This is a genomic window from Georgenia satyanarayanai (assembly GCF_009193135.1).
Lineage (GTDB): Bacteria > Actinomycetota > Actinomycetes > Actinomycetales > Actinomycetaceae > Oceanitalea > Oceanitalea satyanarayanai.
On the sequence record NZ_VUKC01000008.1, the window covers coordinates 127,069 to 146,487 of the forward strand.

Below are 19,419 nucleotides of genomic sequence, written 5' to 3' on the forward strand. Positions count from 1 at the left end.
CCTGCTCCGGCAGGACAGGCCGGCAGTCCGGTACCGGGTGCGAGGACCACGACGGACCCTCCGGGGTGACACCTCCACGGTCCCGCGACCGTGCGGTCGGGACCAGAGCCCTTGGTCCCCGAGACGGCGGCTACCCCGGCCGGTGACCCGCCGGGCCGTTGGTCCCATGACAGCGGCGGGCGCCGCGGAGCACAGTGGCTTCATCGCTTGAGCGGGCGTACGGAACCAGGGGCTGGTCGACATGTTCACCATCCGCAACGTCCGGGGAGTGGCGCTCTTCCTGTTCGCCACGACATTCCTGTGGATCACGCCGGCCTTCGCGAGCAAGGGGGTGTCCACCGACGGGCTGCTGTGGGCGGCCACGCGGATCCTCGCGCTGCTGACCATGGCGGGCCTGGTCGTCGCCACGGTCGGCCTCTTCCGCCGGGACGCGTGGTGGGAGACGGTGGCGGTCGCGTCGGCGGTGCTGGGTGTGGTCGCGGTGCTCGCCTTCTGGTTCGCGGCGAGCCGCGCCGGGGAGACCATCCCGTGGTTCACCGCGCTGATCCTCGGCGCGGGCTGCCTCGGTGTCCTCGTGCTGCTGCGGGTCCCCGCCCTCGAGCAGTGGGTGGACCACCAGGTGATGAGCGGTTGAGACGGGCGGTCATGGTCTCGAGCACGCGCGCGGCTGTCGTGGAGGAGGACGCCGCGTCGCTCTCGCTGGCGCTCGCCGGCCTCGGTCTCGCCGTCGTCGCGCTGTCCGTCGTCGCGGCGGCGCTGGGAGTCCTGCACGGCCCGGACCCCGTCGTCGTCGAGACGGTCCGGGGCGGCGAGGCGACGCTCTTCGGACAGGGCGTCTACCGCTACGAGACGCTCTACTCCGGCGCGGCCAACGTGGGCACCGACGTCGTCACACTCGTCGTCGGCGTCCCCTGCTGTGCGGCGGCCTGTGGTGGGTGGGCCGGGGCTCGTTCCGGGCGGCGCTGCTCCTCCCGGGCGCCTTCGGGTGGTTCCTCTACGTCTACGCCACGATGGCGGTCCGGACGGCTTTCGGCTCGCTGTTCCTCGTCTACACGGCGCTGTTCGGGGTGAGCCTGTGGGGTGCGGCGCTCGCGCTGCGTTCGGTGTGGTCCACGCCGGTCCGGGCCCTCCCCGGGCGTGCCCTGCCCCGCCGTGAGGTCGGCGCCCTCCTCGTGGTCACGGGTGTCGCGACCGGCGTCATCTGGCTGGGGCCGATGGCGGGGGCCCAGCTGGCGGGGCAGCTGCCTGCGCGCCTCGAGACACACACGACGGCCGTCGCGGTGGCCCTCGCCCTCGCCGTCGTCCCCCCTGCCGTCCTTGTCGTCGGCGTCCTCGTCCTGCGTGAGCGGTCCAGCGGCTACGTCGCCGCCGTCCCCCTGCTCGTGCTGGGCACGTTCCTCGCGCCGATGATCGTCGCCCAGACCGTCAGCCAGCTGGCGGCCGGGATCGAGCTGACCCGGGCCGAGGTCGTCGGGCAGCTCAGCGGCTTCCTCGTCCTGTCCGTGGCGGCCGGCTGGGTGCTCGTCCGGTTGCTCGGGGCGGTCGAGGATGCCTGGCACCACGGGACGTTCGCCCCTGTCTAGGGCCGGTCCCCCGGTTGGACGATGGAGCCACCGGCGCCCGTGGGGCGGACGGACGGCGGCTCCTGGACGGGACGGGGACGTGGTGACGATGGGCGAGGGCCTGAGGTGGCGGGCGGGACCCGACCAGGGGACACCGGTCCCGCCGGCCGTGCACCCGGCCGCGAGCGCGGTGGTCCCCGTGGCGCGCCGTCGCGGCCTGCTCCGGGACTCCCTGCTGGTCCTCGGGACCGTGCTCACCGCGGTCGGCGTGGGGATCGGGCTCCCGCACCTCGCGACCGAGGGGGTGGCGCCGGGCGACGTGGCCGGCGGGGCGGCGCTCGTGCTGGGCATCGTGCTCCTCCTTCTCGGCGGTGCCGGCCTGGTCCGCGCCACCCCGGGGTGGTGGCGCCTGGCGACGGCGCCCGCGGTGCTCGTGGTCACCGCGCTGGCCGTGTACGTCCTGGCGACACCGCTGGCCGCCGCGGTCCCCGCTCGTGACCCCGTGGACTCCACCCCGCCGGTCGAGGTCGAGGAAGTCACCGTCCCGACGCCCGACGGTGAGCTGCTCGCCGGGTGGTTCGCACCGGCGTCGGGCGGCGCGGCCGTCGTCCTGCTGCCCGGGGCCGGTTCCTCCCGTGACGCCGTCGTCGACCACCTCGCCGTGCTGCACTGGGGCGGCTACGGCGTCCTCGCGCTGGACCCGCGCGGGCACGGCCACAGCACCGGCCGCGCGATGGACTGGGGCTGGACAGGGGAGACCGACGTCGCCGCCGCGGTCGACTACCTCGCGGGGCGCGACGACGTCGACGCCGGCCGGATCGCCGTCGTCGGCCTGTCGATGGGAGGGGAGGAGGCGGTCGGGGCAGCGGGGGCGGACGAGCGGATCCGCGCCGTCGTCGCCGAGGGGGTCACCGGCCGGCAGGCGGCCGACCTCCACTGGCTCTCGTCGGTCTACGGCTGGCGGGGCGCGGTGACGGAGGCCGTGCACCACGCGACGACGGCGGTGGCCGACGTCCTCAGCCCGGCGCACCCGCCGCCCACCCTGCGCAGCGCCGCTGCTGCGGCGGCCCCGCGACCGGTCCTCCTCGTGGTCGCCGGGAGGGCGGTCGACGAGCAGCACGCCGCCGCGGACATCGAGGGAGCCTCCCCGGGGAACGTCACCGTGTGGACGGTCCCCGGGGCGGGGCACACCGGGGGCCTGCGGACCGACCCCGCCGCGTGGGCGCGGACCGTGCGCGGCTTCCTCGACGAGCACGTCGACTGACCGCCGCCCCGGGTCGATGGTCCCTTGCCCGCCCCCGGCGCCGGGCGGAGGCTGGAGGGACCCGGAGAAGGTGATCGAGATGGCGACCGTCGCCGCGTCCCACCTGTCCTACCCCGTCCACGTCGACGCCCGGCCGGCACCCGACCAGCCGTCCCGCTGGCTCTGGCTCGTCAAGTGGGTCCTGGTCGTCCCGCACGTCGTCGTGCTGGCCCTCCTGTGGGCGGCGTTCGTGGTCCTCAGCGTCGTCGCGCTCGTCTCCATCCTCGCCACCGGCCGCTACCCGCGCGCGATCTTCGACTTCAACGTCGGTGTGCTGCGCTGGAGCTGGCGGGTGGCCTACTACTCCTACGGCGCGCTCGGCACCGACCGGTACCCGCCGTTCACCCTCGCGGAGGACCCCGGCTACCCGGCCCACCTCGACGTCGACTACCCCGACCACCTCTCCCGCGGCCTCGTCCTGGTCAAGTGGTGGCTGCTCGTGCTGCCGCACTACCTCGTCCTCGTGTTCTTCGTCGGCGTCGGCGCGGAGGCTGCCCGGCGGGTCGACGGCCTGCAGTGGGTGTGGGAGGGCGGGCTCATCGCCCTGCTCACGCTCATCGTCGGCGTGGCCCTGCTCGTCACCGGCATGTACCCGCGCGGCCTCTACGACCTGCTGCTCGGCCTCAACCGCTGGGTGCTGCGGGTCGCCGCCTACGCCGGGCTGATGACCGACGCCTACCCGCCGTTCCGGCTCGACCAGGGCGGTGCCGAGGAGCTGACCGTGGTCACCGGGGCCCCGCCGCCCGCCGCGCCGCCCGCCCTGGGGCCGGCCGCCCCCACCCAACCGGCCGCCGCCTCACCGGTACCGTCCGCCGCGCCTGCGCCGCCGACGTCGTCGTGGACCGCGGGCCGTGTCCTCGGCGTGGTCGCCGGAGCGGTCGCCGTGCTGCTCGGGCTCACGGGGATCGTCGCCGGGATCCCGCTCGTCATGTGGCAGTCCTCGCTGCGCGACGACGGGTACGTCACGACACCCACGTGGGAGATCGACACCGCCGGTTACGCCGCCGTCACCCACGAGCTCGTCCTCGAGGGCGCGTGGCTCGACCAGGGACTGGGAGACGTGCGCCTGCGCGCCGTGGGTGACGACGGCGACATCTTCCTCGGCGTCGCCACAGCACGGGACGCCGCCGCCTACCTCGGCGGCGTCGCCCGCACGGTACGGAGCGACACCGTCCTCGACGACGTGCCGGGTGACGCCCCGGCCGTCCCGCCCGCGGACGCCGACATCTGGGTCGCCTCGACCAGCGGCACCGGGCCGCTGGAGCTCGTCCTCGACCCCGAGCCGGGCCGGTTCGTCGCCGTCGTCATGGCGGCCGACGGCGAGGCGGGTGTGCACGCGGCCCTGGACGCCGGGGTGAGGCTGCCCTGGCTCGGCACCGCGGTCGCGGTGATCCTGCCGGTGGGGGTCGTCCTCCTCGGTCTGGGCGTGGTGGCCATCGTGCTCGCCGTCCGGGCGGCCTCACGGGCGCGCCGGGAGGTCGGGCAGCCATGACCACCCTCGAGAGCCGACAGGTCGACGTCCGGCAGTGGTCGGGGCTGATCCGGACGGGCTCCTGGGCCGCGGTCGCGAGCGTCGTGCTCATCGTCGTCCAGATCGCCGTCTACCTCGTGTGGCCACCACCGGACACGGCGGCGGAGCTCTTCGCCGTGCTCCTCGACAACCCCCTGCGCGGGCTGCTCGCGCTCGACCTGCTCTACATCGTGAGCAACGTCCTCGCCTACCTGCTCTACCTGGCCCTCGGGGTGCTGCTGTGGCGGGTGAGCCGGTCCGCCGTCGTTCTCGCGCTCGCCTTCGGGGTGCTCGGGATGGCGGCGTACATGGCCTCGCCCCGCCCGGTCGAGATGCTCACCCTCGCGCAGGCGTACGCGGGTGCCGGTGACGCGGAGCGGGTCGCGCTGCTGGCCACCGGTGAGGGCATGCTCGCCACCTGGATGGGCACCGCGTTCGACATCTACTACCTCTGCAACCTCGTGACGCTCCTCGTCCTGGCGGTCCTCATGTACCGCAGCACCGTGTTCAGCCGGGCCACCGCGGTGTGGGGGCTGGTGGCGGCGGCGCTTATGGTCGTGCCGTCGAACGCCGGCACGGTCGGGCTCGTCCTGGCCCTGGCGTCGCTGGGCCCGTGGGCGGTCTTCGCCGTCCTCGTGGCGCGGCGCCTGCGGAGCCTCACCGCTGAGCGAGGCGGCCAGCCATCAACGGGCACCGGGTGACCCGCGGCCTCACGCGCGGCGCAGGACGACGGCGGTCGCGTCGTCGTCGGACCGCGGGTCGCGCACGGCGGTGATGAGAGCGTCGAGGTCCGTCGCGACCGGCCCGCTGAACGCCAGACGCAGCCGCTCGAGCCCGTCGGGGAGGGGCTGGCCGCGCCGCTCGACGAGGCCGTCGGTGTAGAGGACGACGCCGCCGCCGCGCGGGATGTGCGCGACCTGCGTGACGGGCTCCCCGCGCCCGTAGCCGATCGGCAGCGCTCCCGGGTCGACGTTCCAGCGGGCACCGCCGTCGGGGTCGACGAACAGCGGGGGCAGGTGGCCGGCGCGGACGTACTCCATGCGCCCGCTCACCGTGTCGATGACCGCGAGCAGGAGGGTGGCCATCTCCCCGGCCATCGTCTGCTTCGCAAGCTCGTCCAGGCCCGTCGTGGCGGCGGCCGCCGAGCTGTCCCGCACGAGCAGCGCCCGCAGCGCGTTGCGCATCTGGCCCATCGTCGAGGCGGCGGGCATGCCGTGCCCGGCGACGTCCCCGACGGCGACCGCAAGCCGGCCGTCCGGCAGGCACAGCGCGTCGTACCAGTCCCCGCCCACGCGCCCGCCGTCGCCGGGGGCGTAGCGGGCGAGGATCTCCCAGCCGGCGGCGCGAGGGAGCGCCGTGGGCAGCGAGGACCGGTGGAGCACCTCGGCCGCCCGGCTGTCGGCCAGCCCGCGCAGGTAGAGGGCCTCGACGGCGTGGCGGCGCAGCACGGTGGCCGTGTCGAGCTGGTCGTCGGTCCACGGCGGGCTCGAGCCGCGCACGATCTCGCGCCACCGCTCGAAGGACTTGCGGGGGGACAGGCGCACGGAGTCGCCCTCGCGGCGGGCGATCGCCTTGTTGTGGGGGTCGCCGCCCCAGTCGACGGAGGTCGCCACCTCCCGGCGCAGCCAGATGACGGCGTCCCCGTCGGCGAGGTTGACGGCGAGCGCGCCCGCGGCGACGCCTGCGCCGACGTCGGCGCTGAGGGAGTCGGTGGACGTGACCTCGCGGCCGCTCGCCGCGGCCCAGGCGAGGACCGCCTCGGGCGCCGGAGGCGTCTGCCCGACGCAGGCGGTGCGGCCCTGGGCACGCACGATCGCGCCGTCGGCCTCCATGATCGGCAGCAGCGCCGGGTGCTGGGCGAGGGCCTCGGTGAGCGGCAGGTCCTCGTCACGGCTGGCCGCGACCAGCCCGGCGAGGTCGTGGGCGACGCGCCGCACGGCGCTGATCCGGTCCTCCTCGACCTGTGCGACGAGCCGCAGGGACAGGACGGAGCCGAGGAACTCGGCGGCGGCCCGGATCCCGTAGGGCGGGGCGTGCTGCCCGGAGTAGTGGTGGCAGGCGATGAGCCCCCACAGCTTGCCGTCCTTGAGGAGCGAGATCGACATCGACGCCGTGACGCCCATGTTCTGGAGGTACTCGATGTGGATGGGAGACACCGAGCGCAGCGTCGCGTAGGTGAGGTCCAGCGGGGCGGCCGTCACCGGGTTGAGGGGCGGGACGAGGGGGCTCGGGGTGTAGCCGATGTCCGAGATGAGCCGGATCCAGTTGAGCTCGTACAGGGCGCGGGCCTGGGCGGGGATGTCGGTCGCCGGGTAGTGCAGGCCGTGGAAGGCGTTGAGGTCCGGCCGCTTCGCCTCGGCGACGACCTCACCGTTGAAGCTGGCGTCGAAGCGGTACACCATGACCCGGTCGAAGCCGGTGAGGGTGCGGACCTCACGAGCGGTGACGTCGTAGAGCTCGTCGAGGGACCGGGCCCGGTTGAGCTCGCTCAGGCTGCCGCGCACGAGCTGGAAGGTGTTGGCGTAGGAGAGCGGGCGCGGACCGTCGGCGGGCTCGAGCTCCAGCCCGAGCAGCTGCTCCGCGCCGGGCGGGTGGTGGACGATGGCGTCCCACTCGCGGCCGTCGGGGAGGCGCACGAGGAGGGGGTTGCGGTCACGGACGTCGCCGGGCAGCTGGGTGTGGCGCGTGACCGCGTCCGCCGCCGCGGTGCCGACGACGTCGACGAGGGTGCTGCCCAGGACGTCGTCGACGTCCCGCCCGAGCAGCTCGGCGGTCGACGCCGACGCCTGGACGACGACGCCGTCGTGGAGGACGAGGAGGACCCCGCGGGGCTGCACCGAGCCGGGCACGTGGATCGGCTCCCGGGCGCAGTTGTCGAGGTCGACCGGCACGTCGGGCGCCAGCGTCAGGTCATCAGCCATGCAGGTCTCTCCTCACGAGGTGAGGCCTCAGTCTGCCAGGTGACACCGACACGCCCCGACGCCTCCGTCTCGGGAGGCCGGGCGACCCCCGCGCGGGCTCAGCCGATCGCGGCGAGCAGCTCCGAGCACGCCTGCTCGCAGGCGCGGCACGCCTCGGCGCAGATGCGGCAGTGCTCGTGGTGGTCGGCGTGCGCGGCGCACTCGTCGCCGCACGTCCGGCAGACCTGGACGCAGACCCGCAGGAGGGCGCGGGTGACGTCGGCGTCGTAGGCGGTCTGCCGGGACAGCACGCGGGCGGTGGTGCCGCAGACGTCGGCGCAGTCGAGGTCGGTGCGGATGCAGGCGCGCATCTCGGCGACCGACTCCTCGCTCAGGCAGGCGTCCGCGCAGGCGGTGCACGTCTGCGCGCAGGCGACGAGCGCGTCGATGGTGCGCGCCAGGAGCGCGGCGTCGACGCCCGTCCGGGCGGGTGAGCTGGCGATCATCTCGGCGGTCCTCATCGTGTCCTCCTGCGTCGGGTGACCGGGAAGCGCGACGGTCGCGCGCCCGCTCCTCGACGCTACAAACCTCCCCCGAGGGCCGCACGCCCGCGCTACGGTCGTGCTCCACAGCCGCACCCGAGGGCAGTGCGACCGTGACCGTGGACGCCGTCGACGCCGAGCCGGCGGAGGTGACGATCACCCCGTGAGGCTCGGGGCGCTCACTCCAGCCGGGCTTCCATGTCCCCGATGACGGCGGGGAGCACCGTGATGAGCACGGGTGAGGCGAGGAAGGTGTCGTCGTCACGGGTGACGATCCCGATGTCCTCGAGGGCGAGCAGGTCGGCGCGGACGGCGCTGCGCAGCCGGGCGACGGTGTCGGCCTCCTCGGCGACCTCGGGAACGTCGACCCCGTCGGGGGCGACGGCGGACATGAGCGCCATCGCGGTCAGTGGTGGTGCCTGCGCGGCCGGCGCCCCGCCGGTGCCGTCGAAGAACGCGCCCAGCGTCGTCGCGTAGAGGATCCGACCGGCGACGACCCGCTTCTCGGGTGCCTCGTCCGGCCACGCCCACGGTGCGACCCCGGCCGAAGGGACCAGCTGCCCGCCGCGGAGCTCGAGGAACCCGCCGCCCACGAGGCCGGCGACGAGCGCGTCGACGCGACCCGCGTCCCACCCCGTCGCGGCGGCCAGGTCGCGGGTCGCCCCCGGCTGCTCGCCGGCCTGACCGTACGGGTGCCCCGCCCCGACCGCGCGCAGGAGGGTGTCGGCGTGGCGCATGAGCGGCGCGTCGACGAGGAGGGCGTGCTCGTCGGTGCCGGCGAGGACGGCCTGCATCGTCTCCTCGTCGGGCACCCGGTCGAGGAAGGGCGGGAGGCGGCCGCCGTCAGGGTCGGGGCCCGAGACGTCGGCCCCCGCGGCGACCTCCGCCGGACGCCCGCGGTGCTCCGGGCGTCGCCCGGCGGGCTTGCGGGGGCGGCGCTTCTTCTTCGGCATGCCCGCCAGTGTCCCAGCGAGGACCGGGTGGCGCGGTCAGTGACCCGTCGTCGCGGGGACCGCCGTCGTCGGCCTCCTCACGAGGAAGGAGAACGCGACGGCGACGACGGCGAGTGCCGCCCCGCACAGGAACGCGTCGTGGACGCCGCCGGCCTGCGCCTCGACGGCGCCGAGGCCCTCCGCCACCCGGGAGGACGTCCGCGTGGTCATCACGGTGATGAACAGGGCCGTGCCGGCGCCCCCGGCGAGCTGCTGCAGGGTGTTGAGGATGGCGCTGCCGTGCGAGTACAGCGCCGGCTGCACCGAGCCGAGCGCCGACGTCATGAGCGGGGTCATGAGGAAGCCCAGACCCACGCTGAGCAGGACGTGGATCACGACGACGTGCCAGGCCGCGCTGGCGGCGGACAGCAGGGTCATGAGGCTGAGCGCCGTCGCGACGACGACGGAGCCCGGGATGACGAGCGGTCGCGGCCCGACGCGGTCGAAGAGCCGCCCCACGAGAGGGGCGATGAGGCCCATGGTGAGCCCGCCCGGCAGGAGGACGAGGCCGGTCTGCAGGGTCGTCAGACCCATGACGTTCTGGAGGAAGATCGGCAGCAGGATGAGCGTGCCGAACAGCGCCCCCATCGAGATGAGCATCATGAGGAGGCTGACGGTGAAGGTCCGGGAGCGGAAGGGCCGCAGGTCGAGCAGGGCGGCGTCCTGACGCTGCAGGCCGAGCTGGCGCCAGGTGAACACCGCCAGGGACAGCACACCGATGGTGAGGGGGAGGGCGGGGGACACGGCCGCGTGCCCCTCGGTGGCCTCCCCGATGCTGCTCAGCCCGTAGATGAGCCCGCCGAAGGCGACGGCGGACAGCACGATGGACACGACGTCGACGGGGACGGCCCGCGGCGTCGTGATGTTCTTGACGAGGGAGCCGCCGACGACGAGCGCGACCGCCGCGATCGGCAGCAACGTGAGGAACATCCAGCGCCACCCGAGGTTGGCGAGGACGAAGCCGGAGAAGGTCGGCCCCACGGCCGGCGCGACGGCGATGACGATGGAGATGAGTCCCATCGTCCGGCCGCGGCGGGAGACTGGCACGAAGGTGAGCACGGTCGTGATGAGCAGCGGGAGCATCACCGCGGTGCCGCTGGCCTGGACGACGCGCGCCGCGACGAGCACCGGGAACACGGGGGCGACGGCGGCCAGCGCGGTGCCCGCCGTGAAGGTGCCCATGGCGGCGAGGAACACCGAGCGGGTGGAGAAGCGGGTGAGGATGAGGCCGGTCGTCGGGATGACGACGGCCATGGTGAGCATGAACGCCGTCGTCAGCCACTGCGCCGTCGCCGCGGTGACGGCGAACTCCTCCATGAGCCGCGGGATCGCCACGCCCATGACCGTCTCGTTGAGGATCATGACGAAGGAGGCGACGAGCAGGATCCCGATGACGAGCTTGACCTGCCCGGGGATCGTCTCCTCCACCTCGGTGGTGGCGGGGGTGGTGCGCTCGTCGACGCTCATGGGCAGCTCCTGGGACGTTGTCGTGACACACGCGGTCCCACGGCGCTCGGTTGCCGCGGGGGCAACCTCGCGCACCGGCGGCCGAGTCTACGTCCACCAAGCGCGTGGGACGCAGCGTTATTCCGTGCCCCGCCCCACCCGCCCGGTCGGCTGCTAGTCGAGCTGGACGGTGCCGGTGTCCCCGCCGTCGTAGCGCTCACCGGCGACCTTGGACTTCACCATGCTGTAGAGCTGGACGACCTTGCCGCCCGGGGTGTCCCAGTACTGCGCGGCGTGCGTGTCGATCTTGAGGAGCACGACGCCCGGGGTGTCGGGGCCGTCGGGGAACCACGCGTCGACGAAGGCGTTCCACAGCTCCTCGGACTTCGCGCGGTCGCGGACCACGGACGCGTTCCCGGTGACCGACACCCAGGAGTCGCCGGAGCTGAAGGAGACGTTGACCGCCGGGTTGGCGGCCACCTCGGAGACGGTGTCGGAGCGGTCGTCGGCGAAGAACCACAGGTCGCCGTCGAACTCGACCTCCTGCAGGCTCATCGGCCGGCTCACCAGCCGTCCGTCGGCGTCGACCGTCGTGAGCATGGCGATGCGCGCGTCCTTGACCAGCTTCGCGACCTTGGTGATTCCCTCGTCAGTCATCGTGCCCTCCTCAGGCGACAACCGGCCGCTGCGGCCGGACGGTCTCACCGAAACACGCCGTGCCTACGCCCGCGACCGGAGGTGCTCGCGCACCGCCGCGGCGACGGCGTCCGGGTCCAGCCGGTGGTCGGCCCCGGCCAGTGGGGCAGCTGCCGCATCTGTGCCACCGCCTCGGCGGGCAGGCCGACGGGCCGAGCGCAGCGGAAGAGGTGACGCATCGCTCATCCCGCAGGCCGGGCCCGGGAGCGAGGGCCGGCGCCCACGCTCGTAGGCTGGGCAGCGAGCCGTCACGCCGCCGGCCGCCGGCGCTCCGCCGCGGCCCGCCCCGTCCCTCTGGGCGGCTCTCCGGCGCCACCGAGGAGTCCACCCGTGCCCATCGCCATCCTCGCCCTCGCGCTCGGCACCTTCGGGATCGGCACGACCGAGTTCGTCATCATGGGGATGCTGCCGATCGTCGGCGAGGACCTGGGAGTGGATGTCCCGACGGCCGGGCAGTACGTGTCCTCCTACGCGATCGGCGTCGTCGTCGGTGCGCCGCTGCTCACCGCCCTGACCGTGCGCCTGGCCCGCCGCTGGACCCTCGTCGGCCTGCTCGTCCTGTTCACCCTGGGCAACCTCCTGTCCGCGCTCGCCCCCTCGCACGAGGCGCTGCTCGCCACGCGCTTCCTCACCGGGCTGCCGCACGGCGCGTTCTTCGGGGTCGCGGTGCTCGTCGCCGCCTCGCTCGTCGCCCCGGGCCGCCGCGGCCGGGCGATGGCCACGGTCGTGCTCGGCCTGACGGTCGCCAACGTCGTCGGTGTCCCGGCGGGCACCTTCATCGCCCAGCAGCTCGGGTGGCGCTGGACCTTCGCGGCGATCGCGCTCGTCGGGGTCGTGGCGACGGTCGCCGTCGCCGTCCTCGCCCCCCGCGGGGAGCGGGACACGACCGCCGCCGGCTCGCTGCGCGCCGAGCTCGCCGCCTTCGCCCGCCCGCAGGTGCTGCTCACCCTCGCCGTCGTCGTCTTCGGGCTGGGCGGCCTGTTCGCCAGCTACAGCTACGTGACCCCGATGCTCACCGACGTGTCCGGGCTCGCGGAGTCCTCGGTGCCCTGGGTGCTCGTCCTCGTGGGCGTCGGCATGACGGCCGGCTCCTACCTCGGCGGGCGCATGTCCGACCGCAGCACCCTCGCCACCCTCGCCGGCGGGCTCGTCCTCGTCATCGTCGTGCTCCTCGCCCTCGCGGTGTTCCTCGACGGCCCGGCGGCCGCCGTCGTCCTGCTCGTCCTCCTCGGCTTCGGCAGCCTCGCGCTCGGCCCGGCGATCCAGATGCGGATCGTCGAGCAGGCCGGGGGTGCGCCGACCATGGTGTCCGCCGGCGTGCAGTCCGCCTTCAACATCGCCAACACGATCGGCGCGTGGCTGGGCGGCGTCGTCATCGCCGCCGGCGCCGGGCTGCGCGCCCCCAACCTCGTGGGTGCGGCGCTCGCCGTCGTCGGGCTGGTCCTGCTCGGCGCCTCCGCGCTCCTCGAGGTGCGTCAGCGACGGGCGACGACGACGGCGCGGGCCGAGCCGGTCCCGACCGTCGCGTAGGGCCAGGCCGGGCCCCGGTAGGGTGACGCCACCGCGCGGCCGGCGCAGGCCGCGGTGTCGACCGAGGGAGTGACCGGCATGACCGCAGCGACCACCACCGTGCGCGTCCCGGACGGCGACATGCCCGCCCGGCTGTGGCTGCCGCCGTCGGGGACCGGCCCCGGGCTCGTGCTGCTGCAGGAGATCTTCGGGGTCTCGGAGTACATCCGCGCCCGCGGTGCGGACCTCGCCGCGCTCGGCTACGTCGTCCTCGCCCCCGAGCTGTACTGGCGCGCGGAGGGCAGCGTGGACGAGGCGAGCGAGGAGTTCCTCGCGCAGGGGATGGCGCTGGCGGCGCAGCTCGACTGGGACCGGACGGTGGCCGACGCCGTCGCCTCCGTGGCGGCGCTGCGCTCGCGGCCGGAGGTGGCCGGCGGTGTGGGCGTGCTCGGCTTCTGCTTCGGTGGGGGAGTGGCGTTCAACGTGGCGGCGGTGACGGACGTCGACGTGCTCGTGTCGTACTACGGCTCCGCGCTGCCGCAGCTGCTCCCGCTCGCGGGCGGCGTGAGCGCGCCGAGCCTGCACCACTTCGGCACCGCCGACGCCTACATCCCGATGGAGACCGTCGAGGAGGTCCGCGCGGCTGTCGCCGGGCCCGAGGTGGAGTTCCACCTGCACGACGGCGCGGGCCACGCCTTTGACAACCCCCACCCGCTGTTCCACCACGAGCGGGCGAGCGCCGACGCGTGGGCGCTGACGCGCGAGTTCCTGGCCCGTCGCCTGCCGGTCTGACTGCTCCACAGCCGGGCCCGGCGGGCCCGGTCCTCGGCGACCTGTGGAGGAGGCGCCCGCCCGTCCTGGCCCTCGCGCGATGCTCGGCGTGGCCGCGCAGCCGCGGGCCGGGACCGAGGACGGGAGACGCTCATGGCCGAGACACCGATGCCCGGGGAGGAGCCGTGGGAGCGTGACCCGGCCCTCGGGTCACCGACGCCGGGCTGGCCGCGCCGCCCGCCGGGCGAGCAGCCCCCGAACGCGGGGCAGCCGTGGACGGACGCCGACTACGAGGAGATCCTCGCCGCCGCCCGGGAGGGGGTGAGCGACCTCGACGACGTCGCCGAGCGGCTCGGCCGCTCGCGCGCCCCCACCCTGGTGAAGGCGCGGCGGCTGCTGCCGGTGGCCGAGCGGGCGGCTCCGGCCGACCGTGTCCTGCGCCTGCTGCGGGAGCACCTCGGGGAGCCGGACTACGACTGGCAGCGCGTGACGCTCGAGGAGCCGCCGCCGCGGCCGGTCATCCACCCGCCGGCGCTCACGGGTGTTCCCGGGCTGGAGTGCGGGGACCTCGTCCGGGTCTGCTACGCGCTGGCGCTGGCGGCCGAGGTCGCGGGCGAGGACCTGCTGTCCCGGGTGACGCGGGAGGTGCAGCGCCGCGGCATGCTCCCCGAGCTGGTCGAGCTGCGCGTGGAGCGGCTGTTCCACCGGGGCGCGGAGGTGACGTGGGAGGACGCCCGCCGCGACGCCGCGCGGTGGGTGCACACCGCACTTCCGACGGGCGGGCAGGGCAGCTGGCCGTACGACGAGGACGAGGAGAGGCTCGTGCCGCCCGACTGGTGAGCCGGGCGCCGCGTTCCGCCGTCGTCCATCATGGACGCGAACCCCCGCTGCCGACCGACGGAGCCCTGCCGTGAAGATCCTCCTGCCCGACTCGCTGCCGCTGGACCCGCGTCTTCCCGACGGCGTCAGCGCGGTGGTCTACGACGCGTCACGCCCCGTGCCGCCCGAGCACCGCGACGCGGAGGCGCTGGTCGTGTGGGGCGGTTCCGGCACGCACCTGGCGGAGGTGGCGGGGGAGATGCCGAACCTGCGCTGGGTGCAGTCCCTGGCCGCGGGCCCGGACTCGGTCCTCGCGGCCGGGTTCCCCGACGACGTCGTCATCACCTCGGGAGCCGGGCTGCACGACCGGACGGTCACCGAGCACGCGCTCGCGCTGGTCCTCGCGCTGCTGCGGCGCCTGCCGGAGGCGGGGGAGGCGCAGGCCGCGCACCGGTGGGACGACCGGATCGGTGGCGTCCAGCCGCTGCGCCCGGACGGGGCAGTGACCACGCTCATCGGCTCCCGGGTGCTCGTGTGGGGCTTCGGCAACATCGGGCAGACCCTGGCGCCGGTGCTCCAGTCGCTCGGCGCGACGGTGTCCGGAGTGGCGCGGAGCGCGGGGGAGCGGTCCGGTTTCGAGGTCGTCGCGGAGGAGGACGTCGAGACGGAGCTGGCACGGACGGACGTGCTCGTCATGATCCTCCCGTCCACGCCGGCGACGGAGAAGGCGCTCGACGCCGGTCGGCTCGCCGCGCTGCCGGCACACGCCTACGTCGTCAACGTCGGCCGGGGCTCGACCATCGACGAGGAGGCCCTCATCGGCGCCCTCTCCGACGGGACGATCGCCGGCGCGGCGCTCGACGTCACCGCCGTCGAGCCGCTGCCGCAGGACTCGCCGCTGTGGGACGCCCCGAACGTCGTCATCACGCCGCACGCGGCGGGCGGCAGGCCGGTGGGCGCCGACGAGCTCGTCGCCCACAACGTGCGCGCGCTGGTCGAGGGGCGGGAGCTGCGCAACGTCGTCGAGCGGTAGTGCCTCAACCTCGGGCCCGGCCTGCCGATAGACCGGAAGACGAGGGGAGACGGGTATGGACGGGGTGCTCTCGATCACCCAGCGGATCGCGGGGATCCAGGCACAGCTGACGGCGCTGTCGACACCGCCGCCGGCGACCGTGGACACGGCCGGCACGTTCGACCGGCTCTTCACCCAGGCAGCCGGGGAGTTCGCGCCGGTCACCGCCCCCGCCGCCCCGGCGGCCGCCGCACCGGTCGGTGAGCTCAACGCCAAGGGCGTGCCCACCGACCTCGCCATGTACGACAACGGCAGGATCCCGGCGCAGGCGCTCGCGCCCATCGGGGCCACCGGCCACAGCATGTGGGCACCCGCAGCGGCCAACCTCGAGAAGCTGCTGGCGCACGCCGAGGCGGACGGCGTCGACATCGGCATCAACGACTCCTATCGCACCTACGACCGGCAGGTCGAGCTCGTCGACCGCCTGGGCCTGTACAACGAGGGCGGGCTCGCCGCCGTCCCGGGCACGAGCAACCACGGCTGGGGCCGGGCGGTGGACCTCCGCCTCGACAGCGAGGCCCTCACCTGGATGCGAGCCAACGGGGAGAAGTACGGCTTCGTCGAGGACACCCCGCGGGAAACCTGGCACTGGGCGTACTACCCCGACCGGGTGCGGTCCGCGTAGCGCCAGGCCATCGCCTACCGTGGCGGCATGAGCGCCTCATCCGACCTCCAGCCCGTCCTGCCCCCGCACGAGGTCCAGCTGGGGCTGGACACCTTCGGTGACATGACCGTGGACGAGGAGGGCCGTCCGCGGACCTTCGGCCAGGTGCTGCGCGAGGTGGTGGAGCAGGGCGTCCTCGCCGACGAGGTGGGCGTGGACGCCATCGGCCTCGGCGAGCACCACCGTGACGACTTCGCCGTCTCCGCGCCTGAGATCGTCCTCGCCGCGATCGCGTCGCGGACCAGCCGGATCCTCCTCGGCACCGCCGTGACGGTCCTCAGCTCCGACGACCCGGTCCGCGTCTACGAGAAGATGGCGACCCTCGACGGCGTCTCCGACGGTCGCGCCGAGGTCACCCTGGGGCGTGGTTCCTTCACCGAGTCCTTCCCGCTGTTCGGGCTGAACCTCTCGGACTACGAGCGGCTCTTCGCCGAGAAGCTCGACCTCTTCGCCGCACTGCGCAGCGAGGGGCCGGTGACCTGGGAGGGCACCGTGCGCGGCCCGCTGCGCGAGGCGCACGTCTACCCCAAGACCGACGCCGGGACGCTGCGGACGTGGATCGGGGTCGGCGGGTCGCCCGAGTCGGTGGTCCGTGCGGCGCGGTACGGATTCCCGATGATGCTCGCGATCATCGGCGGGGAACCGTCGCGCTTCACCCCCTTCGCCGACCTCTACCGCCGGGCGCTGGCCGAGCTCGGCCAGCCCGAGCTGCCGGTCGGCGTGCACGCGCCGGGCTTCGTCGCCGCGACCGACGAGGAGGCGCGCGAGCTGATGTTCCCGCACTTCAAGGCGAACCGGGACCGCATCGGTGCCGAGCGGGGCTGGGGCCCGACCACGCGCATGCAGTTCGACATGGAGGTGGAGAACGGGGCGGTGTTCGCCGGCTCGCCGGAGACGGTGGCCCAGAAGATCGCGACGACGGTGCGGCAGCTCGGGCTGAGCCGCTTCGACCTCAAGTACAGCAACGGCCCCATGCCGCACCGCCACAGCCTGGAGGCGATCCGGCTGTATGGCACCGAGGTGATCCCGCGGGTGCGGGAGCTGCTCGCGGGCTGAGGTGTGGCGCCGCCGGGCGCGCTGTGCGTGTCCGCCCGGGCGGCTGCCTGGGCCGGCTGACCGTCGCCTGAGCCGGCCCGTCGTGGGCGCGGCCTGCGGCTGCCTCTCGCACGGGCGGGTCGTCGCGTGGGTCCGGCCTGCGGTCGCCCACCTCGGGTGACCCTCATCTGACCCAGTCACCGTGCATACCCGGGTCAGAACGGGGGCTCCTCGTCCGCGCCCCACGCCGGACCGGGCTCGCTGTCGCCCTGTCCCTGGCCGGCGTCCCTCTCGTCCCACGAGGGGAGCGGGCGCTGAGGCAGCGGCGGTGGCGTCCATCCGCCTGTCACGGCGCTCCCAGCGGCGACCTCGGCGAGCACGGCGTCAACGACCTCGGCCGGAACGGTCCTGCCGGTGCGGCGCGTGTCCTTGCCGATGCGGCGCAGCCCCGCCGCCGTCTCGCGCGGCATCGCGATGACGGTGCCGTCGGTGCGCCGCAGGTAGCCGTGGCCGGTCATGGTGGTCCAGGCGTAGGTGCCGTCCGAGGCCCGCGCGACGGTGAAGCCGCCCTGGCTCTTGACGGCGTGGGCCCGAGTGCACTCGGGCCCGAGGTTCCACACCGAGGTCTCCCCGCCGTCCTGCCACTCGTGGATGTGGTCGAGCTGGCAGTGGCGGGCGGGGGTCGAGCAGCCCGGTTCGATGCAGGTCTTGTCACGCTCGCGGACGAGGTCGGCCATCGCGGCGGGCGGCTGGTACCGGGTGCGGCCGACGTCGAGCACCCGCCCGGTCACCGGGTCGCTCACGATGCGCCGCCACTGACCGCCGGCGGCGAGGCCTCGGGCCACCTCGGGGGCGATGGGGCCGTAGCCCTCGAGCTCGGCGACGGGCTCCGGGTCCCGCTCGAGCGCGTTGCGCGCCGGAGCGTCGAGATCGGGCAGTGCCACGGCGAGCGGGACGTTGAGGCGGACCTCGACGGGCAGCCCGCCGACGGTGCCGATGCGCACCGCGGGGAGCCGGCCACTGGGCAGACGCTGCCCGGGGACCGGGGGTGCTGCTCCGTACGGGATCTCATCGCCCTTCCGTCGCCCACCTCGCCGCCGGCCGGGTGCCGGCTGCGCCTCCTCCGGGCCGGTTCCGGGCACAGGTGACTGGTCGGAGGAAGCCGGCTCGTCGGCGGGCAGACCCGGCCCCTCGGACCACGGCGCCGGTTCGCCATCGGGCACAGGTGGCCCCTGCGAACCGCGCGCGGGTTCGGGCACCCGCAGCCCTTGGGCACCTGGCGTGGTGCGGACTGGTGGCGCCGCTGCCGGCGCATCCACGGGCCCCGCGGAGCCGCCGGGGCGGTCGGCGGCCCCGGCGGCAGCCGGCGACGCGAGCTGCTGCTCGGGCAGCACCCCGATGTACCCGCTGCTGAGGGCGCCGTACGCCATGAGCGAGAGGGCGTCGGCGCGCAGCTGGTCGATGGTGCGGCCGTCCCCCGCGTGCTTGGCGGCGCGGGCCGCGCTGTCGAGCGTGAGATCGACGGCGATGGCGTCGGCGGCGGGCAGGACGGCGGTCAGACTCGCCATGCCGTCCGGCAGCGCCCGCGGGTGGTAGACCGTGCGCTTCTGACGGGCGGCCCGGTGGCGGGCATCCGCTTCCTGCGGGTCGACGGAGATGACCGCCTTCTCGAGGTCCTCCCGCAGCTGCCGGAGGGTGCGGCCGGGCGCCGTCTCGATGACCTCCCACTGGGCGGCGAGGGCGACCTCCGGCGGCAGGCCGTCGAGCGTGGTGAAGATGGCCTGCGCGCGCGGGTAGTCGATGAGGCCCTGCTCCAGCGCCTCGCCCGTGGCCTCGAGCAGGTTGCCGAACGCCCGGCCGCTGGCCGCCATCCGGGTACCGGCGACCTTGCTGATCTTCAGTCGCATCGCGAGCTCGTGACCGGCGAGGCACTCACCGCGCGTGCGGCCCCGCAGCGTGCCCGGCCACTCGGGGTTGAGGGCCGGCCGCTCCGCCAGGACGGCCGCCACCCTCGCGGCCTGCGCCGCGGCGTACGACTCCATCCGCTTGTGCGCCGCGGCGACCTCCACGAGCGAGTAGTCGTCCACCTCCGCGGGGTCGATCGCGGCGAGCAGGATGCCCAGTCGAGGACCGGGTGGCAGGGGAGCGAGGTAGTCGCCGAGTGCACCGTCCACGGGAAGCAGCTCGGCGAGGCGGTCGGCGGGCCAGGAGACCGATCCCGTGGGACCGAAGAGCTCGTCGGACCCGGACGGAACAGGGAGAGGGGTGGTGGGGGGCTCGGGCGCGCGCCTCCAGTCGCCGGGCAGCATCTCCTCGAGGTGCTCGGCCGGCGCGGGGGCGATCGCCTCGGGCCGCCGTTCCGGCTCGGTCCCGTCTCCCTCGAGGTTCATCTCGTCACCTCCCCGTCACGGCGAGAACCTCACTACTCGAACCCTCTCACCGACCACTGACATTCGACGGCGCCCGTCCCCGGGCGGGGACGGTGGGACCGACGGCGGGTGGGCCGGGGGTGGCCGCCGACGGCGGGTGGGGCGGGGGTGGCCGGCGACGGCCGGTGGGGCGGGGGTGGCCGGCGACGGCGGGTGGGCCGGGGGTGGC

The 19,419-nt window shown here is 74.7% G+C and carries 17 protein-coding genes; 11 read left to right on the top strand and 6 right to left on the bottom strand.

Going from position 1 to position 19,419, the window contains the following annotated elements; genetic code table 11:
* The first annotated feature begins 241 nt into the window (after positions 1-241).
* From GD632_RS10630 to GD632_RS10650, 5 genes are all read left to right on the top strand, one after another.
* On the top strand, positions 242-634 hold the full coding sequence (locus tag GD632_RS10630; protein WP_152191893.1) for a hypothetical protein: 393 nt from the start codon (positions 242-244) through the stop codon (positions 632-634).
* 301 nt (positions 635-935) lie between these two features.
* Complete coding sequence (locus GD632_RS10635; protein ID WP_152191895.1) at positions 936-1,583, top strand: hypothetical protein; 648 nt, start codon at positions 936-938, stop codon at positions 1,581-1,583.
* A gap of 178 nt (positions 1,584-1,761) precedes the next feature.
* The gene (locus tag GD632_RS10640) at positions 1,762-2,826 is read left to right on the top strand and encodes an alpha/beta hydrolase (protein ID WP_152191897.1); all 1,065 of its coding nucleotides are present in this window, start codon (positions 1,762-1,764) and stop codon (positions 2,824-2,826) included.
* A 79-nt stretch (positions 2,827-2,905) separates the two neighbouring features.
* Positions 2,906-4,357: a DUF4389 domain-containing protein gene (locus tag GD632_RS10645; RefSeq protein WP_152191899.1), complete on the top strand. Its 1,452-nt coding sequence runs from the start codon at positions 2,906-2,908 to the stop codon at positions 4,355-4,357.
* A complete protein-coding gene (locus GD632_RS10650; RefSeq protein WP_152191901.1) occupies positions 4,354-5,076 on the top strand; it encodes a DUF4386 family protein in 723 nt (240 codons plus the stop codon). The genes GD632_RS10645 and GD632_RS10650 overlap by 4 nt, the downstream gene beginning before the upstream one ends.
* A 9-nt stretch (positions 5,077-5,085) precedes the next feature.
* Here the strand turns inward: GD632_RS10650 and GD632_RS10655 are convergent, their stop codons facing one another.
* The 5 genes from GD632_RS10655 to GD632_RS10675 form a co-directional block, all read right to left on the bottom strand.
* Positions 5,086-7,296: a SpoIIE family protein phosphatase gene (locus tag GD632_RS10655; protein ID WP_152191904.1), complete on the bottom strand. Its 2,211-nt coding sequence runs from the start codon at positions 7,294-7,296 to the stop codon at positions 5,086-5,088.
* Positions 7,297-7,394: 98 nt separating this feature from the next.
* On the bottom strand, positions 7,395-7,796 hold the full coding sequence (locus GD632_RS10660; protein WP_152191906.1) for a four-helix bundle copper-binding protein: 402 nt from the start codon (positions 7,794-7,796) through the stop codon (positions 7,395-7,397).
* A gap of 200 nt (positions 7,797-7,996) precedes the next feature.
* Complete coding sequence (locus GD632_RS10665) at positions 7,997-8,770, bottom strand: hypothetical protein (RefSeq protein ID WP_152191908.1); 774 nt, start codon at positions 8,768-8,770, stop codon at positions 7,997-7,999.
* 36 nt (positions 8,771-8,806) lie between these two features.
* Entirely contained in the window at positions 8,807-10,276 is a 1,470-nt protein-coding gene (locus tag GD632_RS10670) for an MDR family MFS transporter (RefSeq protein ID WP_152191910.1), read from the bottom strand.
* A 153-nt stretch (positions 10,277-10,429) separates the two neighbouring features.
* Entirely contained in the window at positions 10,430-10,912 is a 483-nt protein-coding gene (locus tag GD632_RS10675) for a pyridoxamine 5'-phosphate oxidase family protein (protein WP_152191913.1), read from the bottom strand.
* Between the two features lie 369 nt (positions 10,913-11,281).
* On the opposite strand from GD632_RS10675, the gene GD632_RS10680 reads away from it, so the two are divergent.
* From GD632_RS10680 to GD632_RS10705, 6 genes are all read left to right on the top strand, one after another.
* Positions 11,282-12,481 carry an MFS transporter gene (locus tag GD632_RS10680; protein WP_152191915.1) on the top strand — a complete coding sequence of 400 codons (1,200 nt, stop codon included), beginning with the start codon at positions 11,282-11,284 and terminating at the stop codon, positions 12,479-12,481.
* A 78-nt stretch (positions 12,482-12,559) separates the two neighbouring features.
* Positions 12,560-13,252, top strand: a complete 693-nt coding sequence (locus GD632_RS10685; protein ID WP_152191917.1) for a dienelactone hydrolase family protein — start codon at positions 12,560-12,562, stop codon at positions 13,250-13,252.
* A 132-nt stretch (positions 13,253-13,384) separates the two neighbouring features.
* Positions 13,385-14,071: a hypothetical protein gene (locus GD632_RS10690; RefSeq protein WP_152191919.1), complete on the top strand. Its 687-nt coding sequence runs from the start codon at positions 13,385-13,387 to the stop codon at positions 14,069-14,071.
* A gap of 70 nt (positions 14,072-14,141) precedes the next feature.
* Positions 14,142-15,083, top strand: coding sequence for a phosphoglycerate dehydrogenase (locus GD632_RS10695; protein ID WP_152191921.1), 942 nt, complete (start codon positions 14,142-14,144; stop codon positions 15,081-15,083).
* A 55-nt stretch (positions 15,084-15,138) separates the two neighbouring features.
* Positions 15,139-15,747 carry a M15 family metallopeptidase gene (locus GD632_RS10700; RefSeq protein WP_152191923.1) on the top strand — a complete coding sequence of 203 codons (609 nt, stop codon included), beginning with the start codon at positions 15,139-15,141 and terminating at the stop codon, positions 15,745-15,747.
* A 27-nt stretch (positions 15,748-15,774) separates the two neighbouring features.
* Positions 15,775-16,842 carry an LLM class flavin-dependent oxidoreductase gene (locus GD632_RS10705; RefSeq protein WP_152191925.1) on the top strand — a complete coding sequence of 356 codons (1,068 nt, stop codon included), beginning with the start codon at positions 15,775-15,777 and terminating at the stop codon, positions 16,840-16,842.
* A gap of 194 nt (positions 16,843-17,036) precedes the next feature.
* On the opposite strand, the gene GD632_RS10710 is transcribed toward GD632_RS10705, so the two are convergent.
* Positions 17,037-19,211: an HNH endonuclease signature motif containing protein gene (locus tag GD632_RS10710; RefSeq protein WP_152191927.1), complete on the bottom strand. Its 2,175-nt coding sequence runs from the start codon at positions 19,209-19,211 to the stop codon at positions 17,037-17,039.
* Between the last annotated feature and the right edge of the window lie 208 nt (positions 19,212-19,419).